Origin of the sequence: Vibrio sp. 10N.247.311.14, assembly GCF_041467715.1 — a bacterium.
GTDB classification, from domain to species: domain Bacteria; phylum Pseudomonadota; class Gammaproteobacteria; order Enterobacterales; family Vibrionaceae; genus Vibrio; species Vibrio crassostreae_C.
The window spans coordinates 18436-39029 of the sequence record NZ_JBFSVE010000053.1; the positions used below are offsets into that span (position 1 = coordinate 18436).

Here is a 20594-nt window from a genome sequence, read left to right on the forward strand (position 1 = left end):
CAATGTTGGAACAGTCTTTGCTTTTCATTAATGGTTCAGATTAAGAAAAACGCACTTAAGTCAGCTTCAAGCTTATAGTTATTTGTTAAGCAATATTTATACCCAACTGGTAACGAATAGATGAAAAAAATAATTTCTTACTTATTTTCAATAAGTTCACTGATAACCATAAGCTTCAGTGCTCATGCCTCTTGGTATGAGGTTACCGGTACCGCAGCCATCGTATCGTCAGAGGAAACGGCAAGGGTCCATGCTCTGGAAGACGCGGTATATAAAGCGATCCAGTTCTCAGGAGCCGACATTGGTAGCATTGCCAACCTCACGCCCTACCTCGACGCAAACAAAAAAGAGTTTCAATTTACCAATCATGAAGTGCGCTACATCTTGGTAGAAAAAGAGAAAAAACGCAGTGGCAATATTATGATCACCGCAAGGATCGATATCTATCCTTCGGCAAATGCTTGCCATGAGAGCCAATATAAGAAGACATTTTTGGTCGGCAACATCGATGTGACTTCCCCACAGCAAGCTGTAATGGGCAGAATCTATAACATCGGTGATGATTTTGGTCATGTCGTAGATCGACAGCTGGCGCAAGAGTCTCGCAGCTTTGTTTCCGTTGGCACGACCAATTACGACATCGACAAACGTCGACCTGAAGTGATCAAGATGATCGCCCAAGACACTGGCGCACAATACATCATTGGTGGCGACATTACCGATTTAACCGCGACCATCGAGTCCAAACTGTTGAAAGACGACATCATCAATCGCCAGTTTGCGTTAGAGATGCAAGTCTTCGATGGTAAAACAGGACATCAGGTTTACAACCGTAGCTATCGTGAAGTGGCAAAGTGGCCATTTGCTAAGACCAGTGAAGTCGACACCCGCAGTGCCCGTTTCTGGGCATCAACCTACGGCAGCATGATGCTGCGTGTTAGCCGTAATATTATGTTGGACTTAGAATCGGAAGTGTCATGTAAGATCACCCTTCCAGAGGTTGCAGCGGTATTTGGTAACACTGTGACCATTGATTTAGGTCGAATGCATGGCGTACAACAAGGTGACAAGTTGCAACTGTGGCACACAGGTTCGTTTATCGACCAACGCGGCTTGCCACGCAACAAGGTTTCTCAAAGCGACATCACCCTAACGGTTTCTCGCGTTTACGAAAACGAAGCGGAACTCACGATTGATCAGCCAAGCCTTGCGGGAAGCATTCAAATTGGTGATGTGATGCAGAAAATCATGTAGTTAGCGACACTCTCGTCTCAGAGTTTCTAATAAAGCCTTAGCAAAGATGCTAAGGCTTTATTTTTTTCATGGGTATTAGTTTCGGTTTTGCAGTATTTGGCGTAATCTTATTAATAACATAATCATCACTTAGCAAACTATGAGTCAGAATAATCTAATTGGTGCTACCGGTTACCGCTTTATCTCGAAAGGTAAAACCGCTTTTAAGATCCACATCCATACTCCCGAAGATACGGTGCTGCATCGGTCGGTCGGTTTTGTTCGTATGGGTGAAGACAAAGCACTAAAGAAAACCATTAAATTAAGAGATGAACTAGGCAGACAGCTTTGGGGTAAATTTTGGCCCAAAGTCCTCAAAGAGCCCTACCTAATGACGCGCCTGCCTCATAGTTTAGAACCCAAAATTGTATTCAAGCCAAATCCAACTCAGAGTGATCCTGAGCACCGCGACGAGTGCTACATCGCTAAGTGGCGCGTCTTCTCTGAGAATGGTGACTACAAGTACAAAACCAAGGTATGTTCAATCAGAAAGCACGGCCGACTTGCAGCTTATAGCCAAACCAAACGTGCGCTGCTTGATGCTCACAAAGACGTAATTGATCTACTTATATTTATGGGACGGTTGAACAGCATCGACTTAAAATAGGCTTAAATCCGATTAAGCTGACCGCCCATATTTTTCAGATACAAAAACAGCCGCACATTGCGGCTGTTTTTAATTTATGACGATCCATCGTGGCAATTTAGAGTATTGCTACATACAAAATCGATTACCTAGTTTCGGCATATCTCAGCCAGTGTCGCCAATCGGCGCTTAGACTCTTTCACATAAGGGTTGGCTTGATCCCATGCGTAACCCGCCAGAATTGAGCACACCATCTGCTTAATCTTTGGATTTGGATCTTGATAGAAAATCACATCCTGCAAAGTACCTGAGTACCACCCCTCAACATACGTTCTAAAGGTGTTTACACCAACCATCAAAGGAGCGGCATAATCGCGTTCCCAATCTACCTTCTCACCGTTAAGTTGCTTTTCGACACACTCAACCGCAAACTGTGCCGACTTCATCGCAATCGTCACGCCTGACGAGAACACCGGGTCAAGGAACTCACCAGCATTGCCAAGCAACGCGTACTTATCCGTCGCCAAATGTTTTACATTGGCAGAATAGCCACCAATTTCACCCGCAGGGTTTGGATACTCGGCGCTTGCCAGTATCTCAGCCAAGCCCGGCTCTTCCGCTGCCAGCTGTTTAATTGCAGCAATCTTGTCTTCTGGATAGGACTCAAAGAACTTAGGCTCTCCTACGACACCAAACGAAGAGACACCGTTACTAAACGGGATCAACCAATACCAAACATCAGGGTTGGTTGGATGCACAGAGATAAGAATTTTATTTCGGTCATATTCAAGATCGGTATCCACCTCTGCAATATGATCGTTAATGTGCGTAAAAATAGCTTTGCGTGGAGGGAGCGATGACGGCTCTGCCAAGTTAAGCATTTTTGGTAGCACTCGACCAAAACCACTGCCATCCAGAACGTATTGCGCTTCTATCTGATAACGCTCTCCACCCAGCACTTGTACATCTAAAATGGTGCTGTCGTCGGTGAAATTAATGCCCATTAACTCATGTTGGTAATCAATGCAGACACCCTGCGCCTCAGCCGTATCTGCCAAAACCTTATCAAAGGCACCTCGCTGAACCTGAAACGTAGTTCCAGGGCCAGAAGAGAACTTGTCTTCAAAATTAAACGCCGTATAAACGCCATTTTTGCGAAAGGCAGCGCCATCTTTGTATTGGAAGTTAGCGTTGATCACTGCGTCAGTCATCCCAGCCTGTTCAATCACTTCCATACAAGCTGGTAATAGGCTTTCACCAATAGAAAAGCGAGGGAATACGCTCTTTTCAATCACTCGAACATCGATGCCTTTTTTATGAAGTAAAGACGCAGCAATAGACCCTGATGGCCCAGCTCCGATGATCACCACTTGAGTTGATAGTTTTTTCATTATTTAAGCCATGTTTGTTATTTTTATTGCGCGCCAGCTTTCAATTCTAGAAGCGTGTGACCAAGACCGATATCGTCGGTACGCGTTACCACTTCAAAGCCCGCTTCTTCAACAATCTCTAAGAAATCTTCACTGCGGTAAAAACGACTGTTGCCATTGGCCAAGCAGGTAAAGTAGAGAGACGTCGCGTTTAAGCTATAAGAAGCCGCATCGTATTTCTGTGAATCCCAAAACAGTTCAAGGATATAGACAGTCGCATCTTCTGACATATGAGAGCGAACGCGCTTTAATATGCTCAGAATCTCCATTGGCGAGAAACAATCAAGGAACTGACTCATCCACCAAACATCCGCGCCCGTTGGCAGAGTTTGCTGTTTATCGAGCATATTCGCTGGGAATGGCGTGACTCGCTCTTGATGACCATGCTTTGCCGCGTTTGCCATTGCCATTTCTAGCTGCTGTGGCAAATCAACAATCGTCACCTCAACGTCCGCATCATGGTTGCAGCATTGCATCGCCCACTTACCCGTGTTGCCGCCGATATCCACCAGCGACTTAGGTTTCTTGCTGAAGACTTTTTCAAGTAACACAGGGAACGAGCGATCCGAATAGAAGTGATCAAACTTGAACCAACTCTCTTTTGCTTTTTCTGGCAATTGAGACAAGCCTTGGTAAATGGTTTCCCAATCACCCAACTCTTTCAAGCCTGCAGGTGTGCCTTCTTCAATCGCTTCTGTTAGATGCATCATCGCGGCATAACAAACATCGGCTGTGAAATCCATGTTTGCGTTAGTCATACCATCATGCAGAAGGTAGAAACCAAGGTTAGCCATTTTGTAGTTAGGCTTTTCCCAAGTCACAATATGAGCACTTAACGCCATATCGAGCAGGACTTTCACGCCGTACTCAGAGACACCGGTCGATTCAGAGATAGACTCTGCTGGTAAACCCTCGTTGCCCGCGTCATCTAACGCTTTCAAAATGCCTAAATCACGAAGTGTACGAGCAGTATGAAAAACAATCGGAGCGAAAGACAATTTCTGCGCTTCTGTTTTTGCTTCTAATGCGTTGAATGGATCTAATTTATATTCCGACACGAAAAACCTAACTTTAAATAATAGAGAGTTACTCAGCTGCCATTTGCGCAAGCTTACGTTTAATATCAACGTTTAAGTTATTAACCCAACGGTTGTAATTACGGTGTATTTCACCATCGTCGTACTTCAAATTCTCTGATTCAACGTAAAGAATAGAGTAAAACTTATCACTATAAGGAATTTCAACCACAGCGTGGTGCGAACGAACATACAATTCAGCGCGGATCAAACCAGGCTTTATTTCTGAAACCAACCAGCCTCGATTTTCAGCAGATTCAGAAATAGCTGATTTAACCTGTTTACTTTGAAGATTCAGTGCAACTGGAGTATCCTCAACATTCATTACAGGTTGGACGCGTCCACATCCTGCAAGAACGAATATGAATAACATTGAAACTGCTATTTTTAGTAATTTCATTTAAATTCCTTATCTGTGTTTATTTATAAGCGCGCATAGTATTTAGTTAGACTCAAAGCAAATCAATACTCTATGTCAAATCAATCCCAATTAATGTCGTTTAATATTGAGAAATGGTCTGCAAATTCAGCGGGGCTCAATTCTATTGCTGAATGGCAAGCGTGGAGCACTAATTTAGATTGGCCACAAGATGGCTCAACTGAATTTAAAGCTATTCCTCCAATGATGCGCCGCCGAATGAGTGTGCAAAGCAAACTTGCTGTCCAAACCGCGTTAACCCTATTAAAAGACACCTCGATTGATTATCTGGTCTTTGCTAGCCGACATGGTGAGTTGCATCGAACCGCCACTTTGATTCAGTCGATATTAGAAGGTGACGATGCCTCACCAATGGCGTTCTCGCAGTCGGTACATAATACCGCAGCCGGTCTAACCACCATTGCCGCCAAAGCACCGATTCCACTGACTTCAATAGCCGCAGGGCAAGATACTTTCCATAACGCTCTGATCGAAGCTTATCTTTACCTTCATCAATATCCGTCGCATCGAGTGTTAGTTATCGATTTCGACCAACCTCTGCCCGAGCTCTACCAAGAGTACGAAACACAGAACTTTGCTGATTATGCGCTGGGCTTAATGCTCACCGCTGGCAGTGAATACTCTATTACTAGGACAGTAGAGACCAACCAAGCATCTTCCGTGTTACCACAAGGGTTACAAACGCTCCAACATATCTTATTAGGTACAAATAAGTGGGCTATTGCTGGCAAGCACCAAACTTGGTCTTGGGTAAATAACACCGAGACAGGTACAGCGTAATGAGCAGAGTAGACCAGTATTGGCGAGTATTCGCGACAGGCCTCTGCTTTACCATCTTTGGTTTGGGTGGCTTAGTATTGAGCTTCTTAATCTTACCGACTATCGCGCTAACCACTCCCAATACCATTAAAAGAGAGCTTAAAGCACAGCGATTAATCCGTTTCTCATTCAATGCGTTTTGCCAGATCATGAAGTTCACCGGAGCAATCGATTACCGAATTGATGGTGCCGAGCTGCTACGTGAAGATCGTAATTGCATCATCGTTGCCAACCACCCAAGTTTGATTGACTATGTGCTGATCGCCTCCCAACTTCCTCAATGTGATTGCCTCGTCAAAGCGGCCATTTGGGAAAACCCTTTTATGAAAAGGATTGTCAAAGCGGCAGGTTATATACCGAACCAAGCCCCTGACGATCTTTTAGAGCGCTGTGAAGAACGCTTCTCACGTGGCAATGTCCTGCTGATTTTTCCCGAAGGAACTCGCACAACGCCAGGAATTGAACCATCCTTACAGCGTGGGGCGGCACAAATCGCGACTCGAACACAAACCGATTTACGCGTGATTCATATTACGGTTTCTCCGACATTCTTAACGAAAGAGAAAAAATGGTATCAAGTTCCTGCGTCGAAGCCCTTTTTTCATGTCGCGGTGAAAGGTAAAATAGAAGTCGAACCATTTATTGAAGGCTCAAATAATTTAACTTCGGCAGCAAGGCGCCTTAATCATCATCTTGCACAAACAATTTTCCCTTCCGAAGAAAACATTTAGCGTATCAATAACATAACAGGCGATATCGGCATTTCGAAAATACCTCATATAATGTAGAATCGCCCCCTTAAAGCAGCATTCAGATAAAGCATTAAGTAGGCCAAAGTGGAAACATTACACAACGAACTGAAACAACTGATCATCGACGCATTGAACCTTGAAGACATGAGCATTGATGAGATTGAAACGGAAGCTCCACTATTTGGTGATGGACTTGGACTAGACTCTATCGATGCCCTTGAGCTTGGCCTTGCTATCAAGAAAAAGTACAACATTGTTATCGATGCAGATGATTCAAACACTCGACAGCACTTTGCGTCAGTTGAAAATCTAGCGAACTACATCTCTTCTCAAACGAATAACTAGACAGATCTTTATGACACAAGCTAACCAACAAGAAGTATACAACCAGGTTAAAGATGCGCTTATTGAGCTGTTCGAGCTTGACGCTGAAGATATCACCCCTGAAGCTCATCTCTATCTTGATCTAGACCTAGACAGCATTGATGCCGTTGATTTGGTCGTTCACCTACAGAACGTCACAGGTAAGAAGATCAAACCTGAAGAGTTCAAAGCAGTGCGCACCGTTAATGACGTTGTCGAATCTGTGGTTGAACTATTGAAGGACGCCTAATGCGTCCTCTGCTGACTTTACTGTCGGCAATTATACTTTTCACTTATCCAATAGCGGTTTACTTTGGACTCAACAAGTTTGGCTTACAAACCGTTGGTATTGCCTTAGCCGCTATCTTTGCTGTACGCATTTTCACCGGCGGTCAGGCTAAAATCAAAGAGCTAAAACACCTAGCTTGGATCAGTGGAAGTGCCGGTATTGTTCTGCTGGCTTTAGGCTTAGCCTTTAAGCAACACGGCTGGCTAACCTATTATCCCGTTATCGTTAATGTTTGTATGCTGGTTGTATTCGCTTCGAGCCTATGGCAACCACAAACGATTATCGAACGTCTTGCTCGCCTTCAAGAGCCTGAACTTCCGCAAAGTGGCGTTGATTACACACGAAAAGTCACCAAAATGTGGTGCTTGTTCTTTGTTATCAATGGCTCTATTGCCCTTTACACCTGCTTCCAACCGCTAGAAGTATGGACCCTATACAATGGCTTACTCAGCTATCTGTTTGCAGGGTTACTCTTTGCAGGAGAGTGGGTAGTAAGACAGCGCATTCGTCAGAGTTAAATTGTTATGACCCAAACCGTATCTTACACCTCGTTGTCTGAGCTTCTTAGCCAGGACAGAGCCCCTGAATCTATTGTCTGCTTTGACGACAATAGCGAGATTACGTGGCAAACATTTAACGACGACTTATCTCAACTCGTACAATTTTTGTCTTTATCCCCTTTTCAACGAATCGCGATTTGTACCCAAGACAGCTACCTATTTTCGGTGGCCTTTTTGGCATGTACAGCAGCCAACAAACACATCATCTTACCGGGCAACTACCAGCCATGTGCGCTTGCTGAGTTAAGTAAGCAGTTTGATTGCCTGCTAGTTGATAACTCGATTGGCGAAGTTGAGGTGAATGACGTTCGTAATATCCAAACCTTATTGGATTCAAACACTGAAGCACAAAAACCTCTAACCGAGAATCTTACGACCATTGATTTGGCAACAGTCCCATTAACTCTGTTCACTTCAGGTTCAAGTGGCACGCCAAAAGCGATAGATAAAACGTTAGAGCACCTCGATATTGAGACCGCTCAGTTACACAAGAACTGGGGTGAGTTACTCAAGGGAAACCAAATCCAAAGCACAGTTTCTCATCAACATATCTATGGTTTGCTGTTTAGAATCTTATGGCCACTATGCTCTGGTGTTCCATTTGCTCGACACAACCTTGAATACCCAGAACAGATCTTATCTCACGCAAATCAAAACTGTGTACTGATCAGCAGCCCAGCGCTACTTAAACGATTAAAGCATGAGACCAACAAGGTACAACTTGCAGGAATCTTCTCTTCGGGTGGTCCATTGCCTACCGAGTCGGCTCACCAGTCACGAGATCTGCTTGGTCATTTACCGATTGAAGTCTTTGGTAGCACAGAAACCGGTGGCATCGCATTTCGTCAGCAAGAGAGCGCTCAAACGCCTTGGCAGCTTTTTGCCTGTATTGAGGCTAGTCTCAACAGTGAGAATTGCATTAAGTTATTGTCGCCGTACATCGATAAGAATAACTGGTATCAAACCTCTGATGAGTGCGAGATGGTCTCGGAGAATCAATTCATATTGAAGGGCCGAACGGACCGAGTGATCAAGATAGAAGAAAAGCGAGTATCACTGGTTGAAGTGGAAAAGCGACTGGAGCAACTGCCTTGGATAAGTGAATGCGTGGTTATTCCATTTGAGGAGCCTGAGCGATTAATATTAGCCTCTGTTTTGGTATTATCAGATGAAGGCCAAGCCGCTCTATCGACCATGAGCAAAGGTAAATTCTGGTTGATGCTGCGTACAGAACTCAGAAAGTGGTTAGAGCCAATCGCAATCCCGAGAAAATACCGTGTTGTCGATGAGATCCCCCTCAACAGCCAAGGTAAGCGATTAACATCTCACATAGAACAGCTAATAAAATCATAGAAACCGCTGATCGTATTTTACACTGAGATTATCTTTTTATATTTTTGTCAAAGAACCAATATTTGCCCAAGGATTCTAAGCACTCCCTATGGATAAAAGAAAACCAAACATCATTGCTGTAGACACGGTAGAAAATGAATCGACCCTGACACTTCATGTTAGCGGAGATATCACCGACTTTAATGGGCACTTCAAGAGCTTCCCTATTCTACCTGGCGTCACGCAAATTGATTGGGCACTTCACTACGCAGTCCAAGAGTTAGGCGTTCCTGGTTTCTTTAAAGGAATGGAAGTCATTAAGTTCCAAGAGCCTATCCTGCCTGACGCTACAATCCAGCTATCACTCAAATGGGATGCTGACAAAGACAAGCTGAGCTTTAGTTACACATCAAACAACGGTGAACAGACCCACTCTTCAGGCAAAATGAAGCTGGGAGAAAAAAGTGAATAGCGCTCCCGTCGAGGCTACTTCTCAACACCACACAAAAGAAAGCAGCTACAAGGCTTGCTTCCTTATCCCGTGCTTTAACCATGGCGCAACCATGCCGGCTGTGGTGTCGTCACTTCATCATTTTGAGTTACCGATCATCATCGTTGACGATGGCAGTGAACTCACAACAAAACAGTTTCTGTCTCCCCTAGCAGAGAATTCAAACGTAACCTTGGTGACGCTTGAACAGAACCAAGGTAAAGGCGGCGCAGTAAAAGCCGGAATCAAAAAAGCGCAGCAACTAGGCTTTAGCCACGCTATTCAGATAGATGCTGATGGGCAACACGACCTGGAAGCCTTGCCAACATTGATTGAGGCCTCACAAGCTAAGCCACAACGTCTGATATCAGGCCAGCCTATCTACGACGACAGCGTACCCAAAGCAAGGCTCTATGGGCGCTACGCGACACATATCTGGGTATTGATAGAAACCCTTTCTTTATCAATTAAAGACAGCATGTGTGGCTTTAGAGCGTATCCTATCAACCAAACTCAAACTGTGTTGAATAAGTACGATGTTGGTTCGAGAATGGACTTCGATATCGAGATTTTGGTTCGCCTGTATTGGGAAGGTTGCGACATAGACTTCGTTGAAACGCGCGTTATCTATCCTGAGAACGGCATCTCTCATTTCGATGCGTTGTGGGATAACGTCAAAATCAGTTGGATGCATACACGTCTATTCTTCAGCATGCTGCCAAGAGCACCAAAACTGATTGCTCGCCATTTCAAATCCGATTCAGCTGATAATAACCCAAATTTATCGACTGATTCAGAGCCGCAAGCTTCTGAACAACCACACTGGTCCCGCACTCAAGAACGCGGCACAGTATTAGGCATTAAGCTGTTATTAGCCATTTATACCTTGTTAGGTCGCGGTGTGTTCAACCTCATTCTGCGTGGTGTGATGCGTTACTACCACTTGACGGGCCAGCGTGCGCGAAACGCTTCCGAACAATATCTATTCCAATTAAAAGCCTATGCGGAACAGCAAAATATTGAGCTCCCCGGAGAACTAACCAGTTACAACCATCTGCTTTCATTTGGCCATACGATGCTCGACAAGCTCGCGGCATGGAAAGGTGATTTCTCGGCAGATAACCTGACTATTCATGGCCAAGACCAGTTCGAGAGCATGGTGGCAAATAAGCAAGGTGTGCTAATCCTTGGATCTCACCTTGGCAATATTGAGCTGTGCCGAGCTTTAGGTCGCAGACACTCGAACATCAAAATCAACGCCCTGGTTTTTACAGAACACGCCGAACGTTTTAATTCCGTGATGAAAGCGGTTAACCCGCAGTCTGATTTAAATCTGATTCAGGTGACATCGATGGGGCCTGATACCGCTATCTTGTTACAACAGAAACTAGAGCAAGGCGAATGGATCGTGATTGTTGGCGATCGAACTTCCACCAGCAAAGAGAGCCGCTCAGTATGGGCTGAGTTCTTAGGTAAGGAAGCTCCATTCCCTCAAGGTCCATTTATGTTAGCCTCGGTTCTCAAAGCACCCGTATTTTTGCTGTTTGGGTTACGTGACGACTCACAATCTAAGCCGCATTTTAATGTCTATTTCGAGCATTTTAGCAACAAGATCGAGCTACCAAGAAAGACTCGCGAACAATCTTTACAGCAAGTCGTGCAAAAATACGCAAATCGACTTCAGCACTACACACTGCAAGCACCGCTTCAGTGGTACAACTTTTTTAATTTTTGGACATTGAGCAAGCACCATGACGAAAAAGAATCCAAATAGCATCACCTTTGGTGCCGAGCGCCTCACGATTGAGGATGTTGTCGCTATCTCACAAGGCGCAAAAGCCTCGATGAACACAAGTGAAGCATTCACATCTAAGATCGACCGTGGTGTCGCTTTCTTAGAACGCCTATTGAAAGAAGAAGGTGTGATTTACGGTGTAACGACGGGTTACGGTGACTCATGTACGGTTGCGATTCCGCCAAACCTAGTTGACGAGCTACCACTGCATTTAACACGTTTTCACGGCTGTGGTTTAGGTGAAATATTGTCTCACGAACAAGCTCGTGCAGTCCTTGCAACTCGTCTTTGTTCGTTATCACAAGGTGTCTCTGGTGTGACTCACGATCTACTCAACCAGATCGTTACCCTAATCAACCAAGACATCTCACCACGCATTCCTCAAGAAGGATCGGTGGGTGCCAGTGGCGACTTAACACCTCTGTCTTACTTAGCCGCAGCACTGATTGGTGAGCGTGATGTAATCTACAAAGGTGAAGTGCGCCCAACCAGTGACGTCTACAAAGAGTTAGGAATTAGCCCTATCAAACTTAAGCCAAAAGAAGGCTTGGCGTTGATGAATGGTACGTCTGTAATGACGGCATTAGCTTGTATCGCTTACAAGCGTGCGGAATATCTAGCTCAGCTATCAACTAAGATCACCGCTATGGTATCAGTCGGTATGCACGGCAATGACTTCCATTTCGATGAAGCGCTGTTTGCAGTCAAACCTCATCCTGGTCAACAACAAGTTGCTGCATGGCTGCGTGATGATCTGCAAGCGGATCGCCCGCCACGTAACAGTGATCGCCTCCAAGATCGTTACTCTCTGCGCTGTGCTCCACATGTTATCGGCGTGGTTCAAGACTCTCTGCCTTGGCTACGCCAAATGATCGAGAACGAGCTAAACAGTGCCAACGACAACCCAATTATCGATGGTGATAATGAGCGCGTACTGCACGGTGGACACTTCTACGGTGGACACATTGCAATGGCGATGGATACGTTAAAAACTGCAGTTGCGAACCTTGCTGATCTGCTTGACCGTCAAATGGCTCAGCTGATGGACTACAAGTTCAACAACGGTTTGCCATTCAACCTAACGGGTGCTGAAGGCGAACGTAAGCCAATCAACCACGGCTTTAAAGCAGTACAGATTGGCGTTTCAGCTTGGACAGCAGAAGCATTGAAACACACCATGCCAGCAAGCGTATTCTCTCGCTCAACTGAGTGTCACAACCAAGATAAAGTGAGTATGGGCACCATCGCAGCTCGTGACTGTTTACGCGTTCTAGAGCTAACCGAACAAGTGGCAGCAGCGTCACTACTGGCGGGGACACAAGCACTCGAACTTCGTAAGCGCCACAATGAGCTTGATGAGCACCACATGAGTGAGAACCTCAAGCACATTCGCGACGAAGTGCTTAAGGAGTTTGAATTTATCGTAGAAGATCGACCACTTGAAGGCGATCTACGCCACTTCATTGCTCGTATTCAAAGTCAGCACTGGTCACTTTACTCATAAAGTAGCCAACCCTTTACGCAATATTGTTGAGAGCGATTTATGTCTGAAATCCTTCACCCATTACAATCTGAGGTGACACTTATCACCTCATTCCAAGATGCCGACCCAATGGGCGTGATCTATCACGGCAACTACTTCCGATTCTTTGAAGAAGTTAGGCGCATCATGATGGATAAGATTGAGTACAACTACCATGAGATGAAGGATTCTGGCTACATGTGGCCTATCATCGATACCCGCGTGAAATACATTAAGGCGATACCGTTTAATCACAAGATTAAGGTAACGGCGAAACTCACCGAGTGGGAAAATCGCCTGCGCGTCGATTATGAAATTCATGATGCTCTAACCGGTGCTCGAATGACACGTGCTCACACCATGCAGGTTGCCGTCACCATCGAAGAACAAGAGATGTGCTTTGCCTCACCCAAAGTGTTTACTGACAAAGTCGAACACTGGCACCAATTTGGTTGCTTACCTCTAGCAACTGAACATCAAACACAAACCTCTAACCCACAGCAGGTGAACCATGAATCTGTTTAAACGCAGTCGCAAATACATCAATATCGCGCTAATTGGACTTACTGCGATGATGGCAAGCGGCCTTGTAAGCGCCAAAGAAAACTCTGCTGCTGTCAATTCTATTTCAGAGCTGCAGACGGTGCTCAGCGAAAATAGTATTGTGCGTGGTGAGTTCACTCAAACACGCAATATGGAGATGTTCGCCCAGCCTTTAACGTCACAAGGTACATTTCTGTTAGACAAATCAAGTGGCTTACTCTGGACACAAACCACTCCGTTTCCCGTGAACTTAGTGCTCACCGATAACAAACTGAGCCAAAGGTTTGCCGATCAACCCGCAAAAATCATCACCGACAAAGAAAATCCAATGGCGTTTTATTTCAGCCATATCTTCTTGTCAGTGTTTCATGGGGACACGCAAAAACTTCAGGAACAGTTCGCACTCAATTTTGAGCCCGCAACTAACACCAGCTCTGATGAAAATGTACAAGCATGGACACTGACTCTAAAGCCCAAAAATGCACCGATGAATGCGGTGTTTGAGGCTATCACGCTGCAAGGCAACAGCGATATTGAACGTATTGAGTTGAAAGAGATTCGTGGAGATAGCACAATGATCGAATTCAGTCAGTTAAGCCATCTACCGGAAGTATTATCAGATGCTGAAGCGAAACAATTCCAACTCTAGTCTTGCCCTTGTTTGGCTTGTTGTTGTAATGCTGTTTAGCGGGTTGTTGACCAAACAATTCGCTTTTTCTTCGTCGGTACCGATTGAAAGCAACATTCTAAAGTTACTGCCCGAAAACCAGCAAGACCCAATGGTAGAGCAAGCCTTTCAGCAGATATCCAGCTCGATGAGCGAGCAAGTGGTATTTATCATAAGCGCTCCCGATATCGAACAAACCATGGTTGCGACCGACGCTTTTGAAAAAGCTCTCAACCAAAGAACTTTTTCAAGTCAGCCAACTCTGTTTAAGCAAGTTCAAGGTAAAATCAACGCCAGCACTCAAAGCCAGTGGAGCGATTTCTATTTTCGTCACCGATCTCAACTGCTGACCCAACAACAAAAAGAGACGCTGACACACTCGCCTGATTCGCGAGCTCAATATGTCATTCAGTCTCTGTACAATCCATTCTCAGGCGTCACTGCAGCAGAGTTATCTCTCGACCCATTCTTGTTATTTCGCGACTACATCAGTGCTATTGGCGTCCAATCAAGTAACTTTGTTCTGAAAGAGGGCTATCTCACGGCCCAGTCGAATGAGCAAACTCATATTTTAGTCACGGCTACTCTGGCGGACTCACCTTATAGCTTGGCGATTCAAGAACAACTTCCAGATCTTGATTCAATTGAGCGCGAGGTCGAAAAACAATTTGGCGTCAAGGTGCAGCATACTGGTGTGGTGTTCTACGCCAATTACGGTACCGAAAGCGCGAAATCAGAAATCAGTACCATTGGTTTGGGCTCATTGGCAGGCGTTATTTTATTGGTGTGGCTGACATTTCGTAGTGCGCTACCACTTGCCTTATCTTTACTCTCAATCAGTACAGGATTATTGGTTGCACTGGCAAGCACTGTCGCTATCTTTGGTAAGGTGCATCTATTCAGCTTGGTGTTTGGCGCTAGCTTGATTGGCGTATCCATCGATTACTCTTTTCACTATCTCACTGACCGTTTGGCCGCAGGAAGCCACTGGCAGAGCGATAAAGGCCTAAAGCATATTTTCATTGCCATCACTCTAGGTTTAATCACCAGCTTAATCGGATACTTAGGGCTACTGGTTGCGCCATTCCCAGGCTTGCAGCAACTGGCTCTGTTTTCGTCGATTGGACTGATCGCAGCTTACGCCAGTGTGGTGTGCTGGTACCCCGTTTTAGCGGTAAAACCAGGCCAAGAGCGCCCTCTTCCCCTGTCGAAACTTTGGCATACTTGGTTAAGCCTTTGGAGCAACCAAAAATTTAGAATTGGCTTACCGTTAACAGTGACTGTCGTTAGCTTGATGTCACTCAGTCAAATTCGTTACGACGACGATATTCGCCAGCTTCAGGCTATGCCCGAACAACTCAAACAACAAGAGCAAGCCATTACTGAGATATCAGGGTTAGGCAGTGGTCAAAATATGCTTTTGGTCACAGCTCAGAGCGACCAAAAGCTACTCAAAAAATTGACAGAAATCACCACAAGCTTAGATTCGCTGGTCAATAGCCAAGGTATCTCCGGGTATCGCAGCATCAATCAACACTTGTTAAGTAAACAAGAACAGCATGATAACTATCAGTTGGTTGAACAACTCTATAGTCAACAAAGCCATATATTACAAAGCTCTCTCGGTTGGTCTACGTTTCCAGAACTACCAAAATTCGAACCAATCACGGTATCTGGATTTTTGGAGTCTCCAGTCTCAGAGCCTGTTCGACCACTTTGGTTAAAACCTATCGACGGGCAAGCAGCGTCGGTCATTTTGATAAAAGACGTCACTGATGCTGAGCTGTTCTCACAGTGGTTGGAGTCAGATTTTGCTCAGAAGCAAGGTGTGAAACACCTCAATAAAGCGGATGAAATCTCCTCTCTTTTTGCTGAGTACCGCGTCAAGATTACCGAGCTGTTATTGATAGCATTGGCAGCTATTGGCATGCTGTTAGGCTGGCGCTATGGTGTGAAGCAAAGCCTGTTAATGCTGTTGCCTTCATTGATTGCAGGCGTAGCAGGTTTGGCGGTCACGGGCATTTTAGGCTCGACACTGAACCTATTTAACCTGCTTGGTTTGATTCTGATTTTAGGGATTGGCATAGACTACACCCTATTCTTTGCTGAGCAAAAGAAATCGCTGAGCACCTTATTAGCGATCACCTTGTCAGGTCTCACAACACTACTTTCATTCGGCTTACTGTCGCTGAGCCAGACTCATGCTATTCATAGCTTCGGGGTGACGGTTCTGACAGGGATCTTTGTCGCTTGGCTGCTTTCTCCACTCGCGATCAACAGTAGTAAAAACGTAGAAGGACCAATTACTCGAGAGGCTTTTAGATGATCCAGACATTAAAGGTAACCTTCGCCATACTAGTGGGCATTCTAATGAGTGCCTGCTCGATGGTTTCTCAGCAGCCAAGTGGTGCGAGCGTGTCTATCGATCAAGACACCGATCTAGCACTACCACTGCCAGCTGAACTGGGATACTCATTAACAGCCAGTCAGTTGATTAGCGCTACGTGGGAAAATGATACACAGCAGCTTCCGGTTCAAGTCGAAGTCACACCAGGTAAAGTGGTTTTGGCGGGGTTCTCCTCTTGGGGTACTCGCATTCTATCGCTGCAATACCAGAATCAAGTAATTGATACGCAGGTTTTGTCTGGGCTTGGCGCAACTTTGCCACAACCTGAACAGGTGCTATTTAATTTAATGCTTACCTTATGGCCGGCTGAAGCATGGGCTCAGCCTTTACAAAGCATAGGTTGGCACCTAGTCGATACCGACAAAACAAGAACCGTATTTGATGAAAACCAACAGGCAATCATTCAAATTGATTACCAAACAGATCCTGGTACACACAAAACGGCAGGCGACATTGTTTTCAAACATTTGACCCTGGGCTACAACATCACCATACAAACGTTGAACTCAACGATTGTCGACAATCCAAGTAAGAGTTGAACACTATGCCTATTTACATCCAAGACTGTGGTTTCCACTCAGCGCTAGGCTCAGAGATTGCCGATATTCATGGCTGTCTAAAAGACGAGCGTGAATCAAATATGGTCGAAGTGCACGATATGCTGAACGATGGTAAACACACTGTCGTTGGTCAGATCGCGGGTGAACTACCACCGATTCCTTCAGATCTTACGCAATACGCCACTCGCAACAATCAACTGGCGCTGTCGGCTCTTCACCAAATTGAAGATTCTATCGAGCAAGCCAAATCTCAGTTTGGCGCAGATAGAATTGCTGTTGTTATTGGCACCAGCACATCTGGGATCTCCGATGGTGAAGCAGTCTTCAAACAAAAATTGGCAAACGGCGAGTTTCCAGCAGATTACCATTACTCAAAACAAGAGCTTGGTGATACCTCAGAGTTCGTTAGCCAGTATTGCGCATTAACGGGGCCAAACTACGTCATATCTACGGCTTGCTCATCCAGTGGCCGCGTATTTCTGACCGCCCAGCGCTTATTAGATTCAGGTATGGCTGATGCCGTGTTAGTGGGTGGTGTGGATACATTGTGTAAGCTGACACTCAATGGTTTCCACGGTCTTGAAGCACTCTCAACAACACATTGTAAGCCATTTAGTGCAACCCGAGAAGGTATCAACATAGGAGAAGCAGCGGCATTTATGTTGCTCAGCAAAACAAAGTTAGCCGGTGTTAATGCAGCACAAGACACGTCAAACATTGCCTTATTGGGCTGTGGGGACAGCTCTGATGCACACCACATTTCAGCGCCTCACCCTGAAGGCAATGGTGCTGAACAAGCAATGAAAAAAGCGTTACATTCTGCACAGTTAAACGCAGAAGACATTGGTTATATCAATGCACATGGTACAGCAACGCCACTCAATGACTCGATGGAAAGTAAAGCCATTCATCGTATTTTTGCAAACAAGGTTCCCGTCAGTTCTACCAAACCGCTGACCGGGCATACTCTAGGCGCAGCAAGTGCGATTGAGGCTGCAATTGCGTGGCATATTTTGAAATATGACTTACCGCTTCCCTTACAAAAATGTCAGGATAAAGCTGAAGATATTGAGATTGATTTGGTAAACTGTTCACAGAAACTTAAAGCAAAGAACATCTTAAGCAACTCGTTTGCTTTTGGTGGCAACAACATTAGCCTGATTTTTGGTGTAGTAAATGACTGATATCCCTTCTGTAGACCAACTTCTCCCTCACGATGATCCGATGATATTAATCGATCGTGCTATCAGCGTAGAGGCGTTGTCGATCCACTGTCAGGTCGATATTGGTGACCATAATCTGTTCTTTGACGCCGAATCTCAAACGGTACCAGCATATGTTGGAATCGAGTTTATGGCGCAGTCTGTAGCGGCATGGTCTGGATATCACGCACTTAAAAACGGCACCACGCCCCCAATCGGATTCTTACTCGGCTCTCGTCGCTATAAATCACTGTGTGATGAGTTTACTCAAGGTCAGACCCTTGATATCTACGCCGAACAGATGATGGAAGACAGCGGTATGGCTGTGTTTACCGCAAGAGTCGAAGACCGAGGTGAGTTAGTGGCTCAATGCCAACTCAACGTCTACGTGCCGACCGAACAAAAATTACAAGAAATGAAAACTAGGAGCCCATCATGAGCCGTCAGGTTTTAGTCACTGGTGCCAGTAAAGGTATTGGTAAAGCGATCGCTATTCAACTCGCGAAAGACGGGTTTGAAATCGCCGTTCATTACATGGGTGACAAGCAAGGTGCTGAAGAGACGCTAAAGTCGATCACCGAACTGGGTGGCGCTGGACGTCTTATTCAATTTGATATCAGCAAACGAAGCGAGTGTCGCGAAAAGCTTGAGTCTGATATCGCTGAACATGGTGCTTACTATGGTGTAGTGAACAACGCGGGCATTACTCGTGACACTGCATTCCCCGCGATGACGGAAGAAGAGTGGGATGGTGTGATCCATACCAACCTAGATAGCTTCTACAACGTACTTCACCCTTGTGTAATGCCTATGGTTCAAAAGCGTAAAGGTGGCCGTATCGTCACTCTAGCGTCGGTATCCGGCATTATGGGTAACCGTGGTCAAACTAACTATGCTGCAGCAAAAGCGGGGGTGATTGGCGCAACTAAGTCTCTTGCTCTAGAACTCGCAAAACGCAAGATCACGGTAAACTGTGTCGCTCCTGGCTTAATTGACACAGGTATGATTGACGAGCACGTGAAAGATCATGCACTTCCTCAAGTACCACTGCGCCGTATGGGTGAGCCGGAAGAAGTAGCCGGCCTAGTCAGCTACCTAATGTCTGATATTGCAGGCTACGTAACTCGCCAAGTGATTTCAGTAAATGGAGGCTTAGTATGACCCGCCGCGTTGTTGTAACTGGAATGTCTGGTGTTACTGCTTTTGGTAACGACTGGCAACAGATAGAGCCTAAGCTAAAGGCCTGTGAAAATGCGACTCAATATATGCCAAGCTTCGAGCAATATGATGGTCTCAACACAAAACTTGCCGCGCCTATTGATGACTTCCAACTGCCTAAACACTACAAGCGTAAGCAAGTGCGTGGCATGGGCCGTGTATCACGCCTAGCTACCGTTGCGACTGAGAATGCATTGGAGCAAGCCGGCTTAATTGGTCACGATGTATTGACCAATGGCGAAACTGGTATCGCTTACGGCTCTTCAACTGGCAGTACCGATGCGGTTGGTGCTTTCGGAGTAATGCTGAACGAGAAGTCGACACGAGCAATCACAGCAACCACTTACGTTCAAATGATGCCACACACAGCCGCGGTAAACGTAGGTCTGTTCTTTGGTCTGCGTGGCCGCGTGATTCCCACCAGCAGCGCCTGTACTTCAGGAAGCCAAGCCATTGGTTACGCCTATGAAGCGATCAAGCATGGTTACCAAACCGTAATGGTTGCCGGTGGTGGTGAAGAGTTATGCCCAACTGAGTCTGCCGTTTTCGATACCCTTTTCGCTACCAGTTTAAAAAACGACACACCCAAGAAATCCCCTAGCCCATACGACAGCGAGCGTGATGGCTTGGTTATCGGCGAAGGCGCTGGAACCCTGATCCTTGAAGAGTACGAACATGCTGTTGCTCGTGGCGCAAAGATCTACGCAGAAATCATAGGTTTTGCGAGCAACTGTGATGCGGCTCATGTGACTCAACCTCAGATGGAAACCATGCAAATCTGTATGGAGAAAGCATTGAGAGACGCACAACTTCCAGCTGAGAAGATTGGCTATGTTTCTGCGCACGGTACTGCGACTGAAAAAGGTGATATTGCAGAGAGTAACGCGACAGCGAATATCTTTGGTGAAGTACCAATCAGCTCTCTTAAGAGTTACTTTGGCCATACGCTTGGTGCATGTGGTGCAATTGAAGCGTGGCTCAGCCTAGAGATGATGCATAGCGGTTGGTTCAGCCCAACCCTAAACCTTAAGAATGTCGATGAACAGTGCGGCAAGCTCGATTACATCACGGGCTCAGGTCGCGAATTGGATGTTGAATACTTGATGAGCAACAACTTTGCTTTTGGTGGAATCAACACCTCTATCATCTTCAAGAAAGTCTAAGCTTAGCTACATAAAACGCTAAGTAAATAAAAAGGTTCATCGCGGATTAGCGGGAACTAAAAACAAAAACGGTAGTAAGTGATATGGT

Annotated in this window: 22 protein-coding genes; 19 read left to right on the top strand and 3 right to left on the bottom strand. The window is 45.6% G+C overall.

Features of this window, described 5'->3' with window-relative positions:
- Positions 1–120 precede the first annotated feature (120 nt).
- Both AB6F11_RS17480 and AB6F11_RS17485 read left to right on the top strand, forming a co-directional pair.
- The gene (locus tag AB6F11_RS17480; RefSeq protein WP_017062267.1) at positions 121–1254 is read left to right on the top strand and encodes a flagellar assembly protein FlgT; all 1134 of its coding nucleotides are present in this window, start codon (positions 121–123) and stop codon (positions 1252–1254) included.
- A gap of 139 nt (positions 1255–1393) precedes the next feature.
- Complete coding sequence (locus AB6F11_RS17485) at positions 1394–1900, top strand: hypothetical protein (RefSeq protein ID WP_017062268.1); 507 nt, start codon at positions 1394–1396, stop codon at positions 1898–1900.
- 128 nt (positions 1901–2028) lie between these two features.
- On the opposite strand, the gene AB6F11_RS17490 is transcribed toward AB6F11_RS17485, so the two are convergent.
- The 3 genes from AB6F11_RS17490 to AB6F11_RS17500 are packed head-to-tail and all read right to left on the bottom strand — an operon-like array spanning position 2029 to position 4785.
- Positions 2029–3270 carry an NAD(P)/FAD-dependent oxidoreductase gene (locus AB6F11_RS17490; RefSeq protein ID WP_017062269.1) on the bottom strand — a complete coding sequence of 414 codons (1242 nt, stop codon included), beginning with the start codon at positions 3268–3270 and terminating at the stop codon, positions 2029–2031.
- 23 nt (positions 3271–3293) lie between these two features.
- Positions 3294–4367 carry a methyltransferase gene (locus AB6F11_RS17495; RefSeq protein WP_017062270.1) on the bottom strand — a complete coding sequence of 358 codons (1074 nt, stop codon included), beginning with the start codon at positions 4365–4367 and terminating at the stop codon, positions 3294–3296.
- A gap of 28 nt (positions 4368–4395) precedes the next feature.
- The gene (locus AB6F11_RS17500) at positions 4396–4785 is read right to left on the bottom strand and encodes a hypothetical protein (RefSeq protein ID WP_017062271.1); all 390 of its coding nucleotides are present in this window, start codon (positions 4783–4785) and stop codon (positions 4396–4398) included.
- A 72-nt stretch (positions 4786–4857) separates the two neighbouring features.
- On the opposite strand from AB6F11_RS17500, the gene AB6F11_RS17505 reads away from it, so the two are divergent.
- From AB6F11_RS17505 to AB6F11_RS17585, 17 genes are all read left to right on the top strand, one after another.
- Positions 4858–5604, top strand: coding sequence for a beta-ketoacyl synthase chain length factor (locus AB6F11_RS17505; RefSeq protein WP_170960949.1), 747 nt, complete (start codon positions 4858–4860; stop codon positions 5602–5604).
- Positions 5604–6374, top strand: coding sequence for a 1-acyl-sn-glycerol-3-phosphate acyltransferase (locus AB6F11_RS17510; RefSeq protein ID WP_102393643.1), 771 nt, complete (start codon positions 5604–5606; stop codon positions 6372–6374). Before AB6F11_RS17505 ends, AB6F11_RS17510 begins: the two co-directional genes overlap by 1 nt.
- A gap of 105 nt (positions 6375–6479) precedes the next feature.
- Complete coding sequence (locus tag AB6F11_RS17515; RefSeq protein ID WP_004736154.1) at positions 6480–6740, top strand: phosphopantetheine-binding protein; 261 nt, start codon at positions 6480–6482, stop codon at positions 6738–6740.
- Positions 6741–6750: 10 nt separating this feature from the next.
- Entirely contained in the window at positions 6751–7008 is a 258-nt protein-coding gene (locus tag AB6F11_RS17520; protein WP_004739745.1) for an acyl carrier protein, read from the top strand.
- Complete coding sequence (locus AB6F11_RS17525; protein ID WP_048661929.1) at positions 7008–7565, top strand: septation protein IspZ; 558 nt, start codon at positions 7008–7010, stop codon at positions 7563–7565. Before AB6F11_RS17520 ends, AB6F11_RS17525 begins: the two co-directional genes overlap by 1 nt.
- A 6-nt stretch (positions 7566–7571) precedes the next feature.
- Positions 7572–8960: an AMP-binding protein gene (locus tag AB6F11_RS17530; protein WP_102393642.1), complete on the top strand. Its 1389-nt coding sequence runs from the start codon at positions 7572–7574 to the stop codon at positions 8958–8960.
- Between the two features lie 88 nt (positions 8961–9048).
- Complete coding sequence (locus AB6F11_RS17535; protein ID WP_017062276.1) at positions 9049–9411, top strand: 3-hydroxyacyl-ACP dehydratase; 363 nt, start codon at positions 9049–9051, stop codon at positions 9409–9411.
- Positions 9404–11203: a glycosyltransferase gene (locus tag AB6F11_RS17540; RefSeq protein ID WP_102393641.1), complete on the top strand. Its 1800-nt coding sequence runs from the start codon at positions 9404–9406 to the stop codon at positions 11201–11203. Before AB6F11_RS17535 ends, AB6F11_RS17540 begins: the two co-directional genes overlap by 8 nt.
- The gene (gene hutH, locus AB6F11_RS17545; RefSeq protein ID WP_017062278.1) at positions 11181–12728 is read left to right on the top strand and encodes a histidine ammonia-lyase; all 1548 of its coding nucleotides are present in this window, start codon (positions 11181–11183) and stop codon (positions 12726–12728) included. The genes AB6F11_RS17540 and hutH overlap by 23 nt, the downstream gene beginning before the upstream one ends.
- A gap of 39 nt (positions 12729–12767) precedes the next feature.
- Entirely contained in the window at positions 12768–13271 is a 504-nt protein-coding gene (locus AB6F11_RS17550) for a thioesterase family protein (RefSeq protein WP_017062279.1), read from the top strand.
- Positions 13258–13938 (top strand): outer membrane lipoprotein carrier protein LolA, encoded by a 681-nt coding sequence (locus AB6F11_RS17555; RefSeq protein ID WP_102393640.1) that lies wholly within the window; start codon positions 13258–13260, stop codon positions 13936–13938. The genes AB6F11_RS17550 and AB6F11_RS17555 overlap by 14 nt, the downstream gene beginning before the upstream one ends.
- Positions 13910–16282, top strand: a complete 2373-nt coding sequence (locus tag AB6F11_RS17560; RefSeq protein ID WP_048659798.1) for an MMPL family transporter — start codon at positions 13910–13912, stop codon at positions 16280–16282. Before AB6F11_RS17555 ends, AB6F11_RS17560 begins: the two co-directional genes overlap by 29 nt.
- Positions 16279–16902, top strand: coding sequence for a DUF3261 domain-containing protein (locus AB6F11_RS17565; RefSeq protein WP_029235193.1), 624 nt, complete (start codon positions 16279–16281; stop codon positions 16900–16902). The genes AB6F11_RS17560 and AB6F11_RS17565 overlap by 4 nt, the downstream gene beginning before the upstream one ends.
- A 5-nt stretch (positions 16903–16907) precedes the next feature.
- The gene (locus AB6F11_RS17570) at positions 16908–18107 is read left to right on the top strand and encodes a beta-ketoacyl-[acyl-carrier-protein] synthase family protein (RefSeq protein WP_017062283.1); all 1200 of its coding nucleotides are present in this window, start codon (positions 16908–16910) and stop codon (positions 18105–18107) included.
- Positions 18100–18564, top strand: coding sequence for a hotdog family protein (locus tag AB6F11_RS17575; RefSeq protein ID WP_017062284.1), 465 nt, complete (start codon positions 18100–18102; stop codon positions 18562–18564). The genes AB6F11_RS17570 and AB6F11_RS17575 overlap by 8 nt, the downstream gene beginning before the upstream one ends.
- Positions 18561–19286 carry a 3-ketoacyl-ACP reductase FabG2 gene (locus AB6F11_RS17580; protein WP_102393639.1) on the top strand — a complete coding sequence of 242 codons (726 nt, stop codon included), beginning with the start codon at positions 18561–18563 and terminating at the stop codon, positions 19284–19286. Before AB6F11_RS17575 ends, AB6F11_RS17580 begins: the two co-directional genes overlap by 4 nt.
- The gene (locus AB6F11_RS17585) at positions 19283–20506 is read left to right on the top strand and encodes a beta-ketoacyl-ACP synthase (RefSeq protein ID WP_017062286.1); all 1224 of its coding nucleotides are present in this window, start codon (positions 19283–19285) and stop codon (positions 20504–20506) included. The genes AB6F11_RS17580 and AB6F11_RS17585 overlap by 4 nt, the downstream gene beginning before the upstream one ends.
- The last annotated feature ends 88 nt before the right edge of the window (positions 20507–20594 follow it).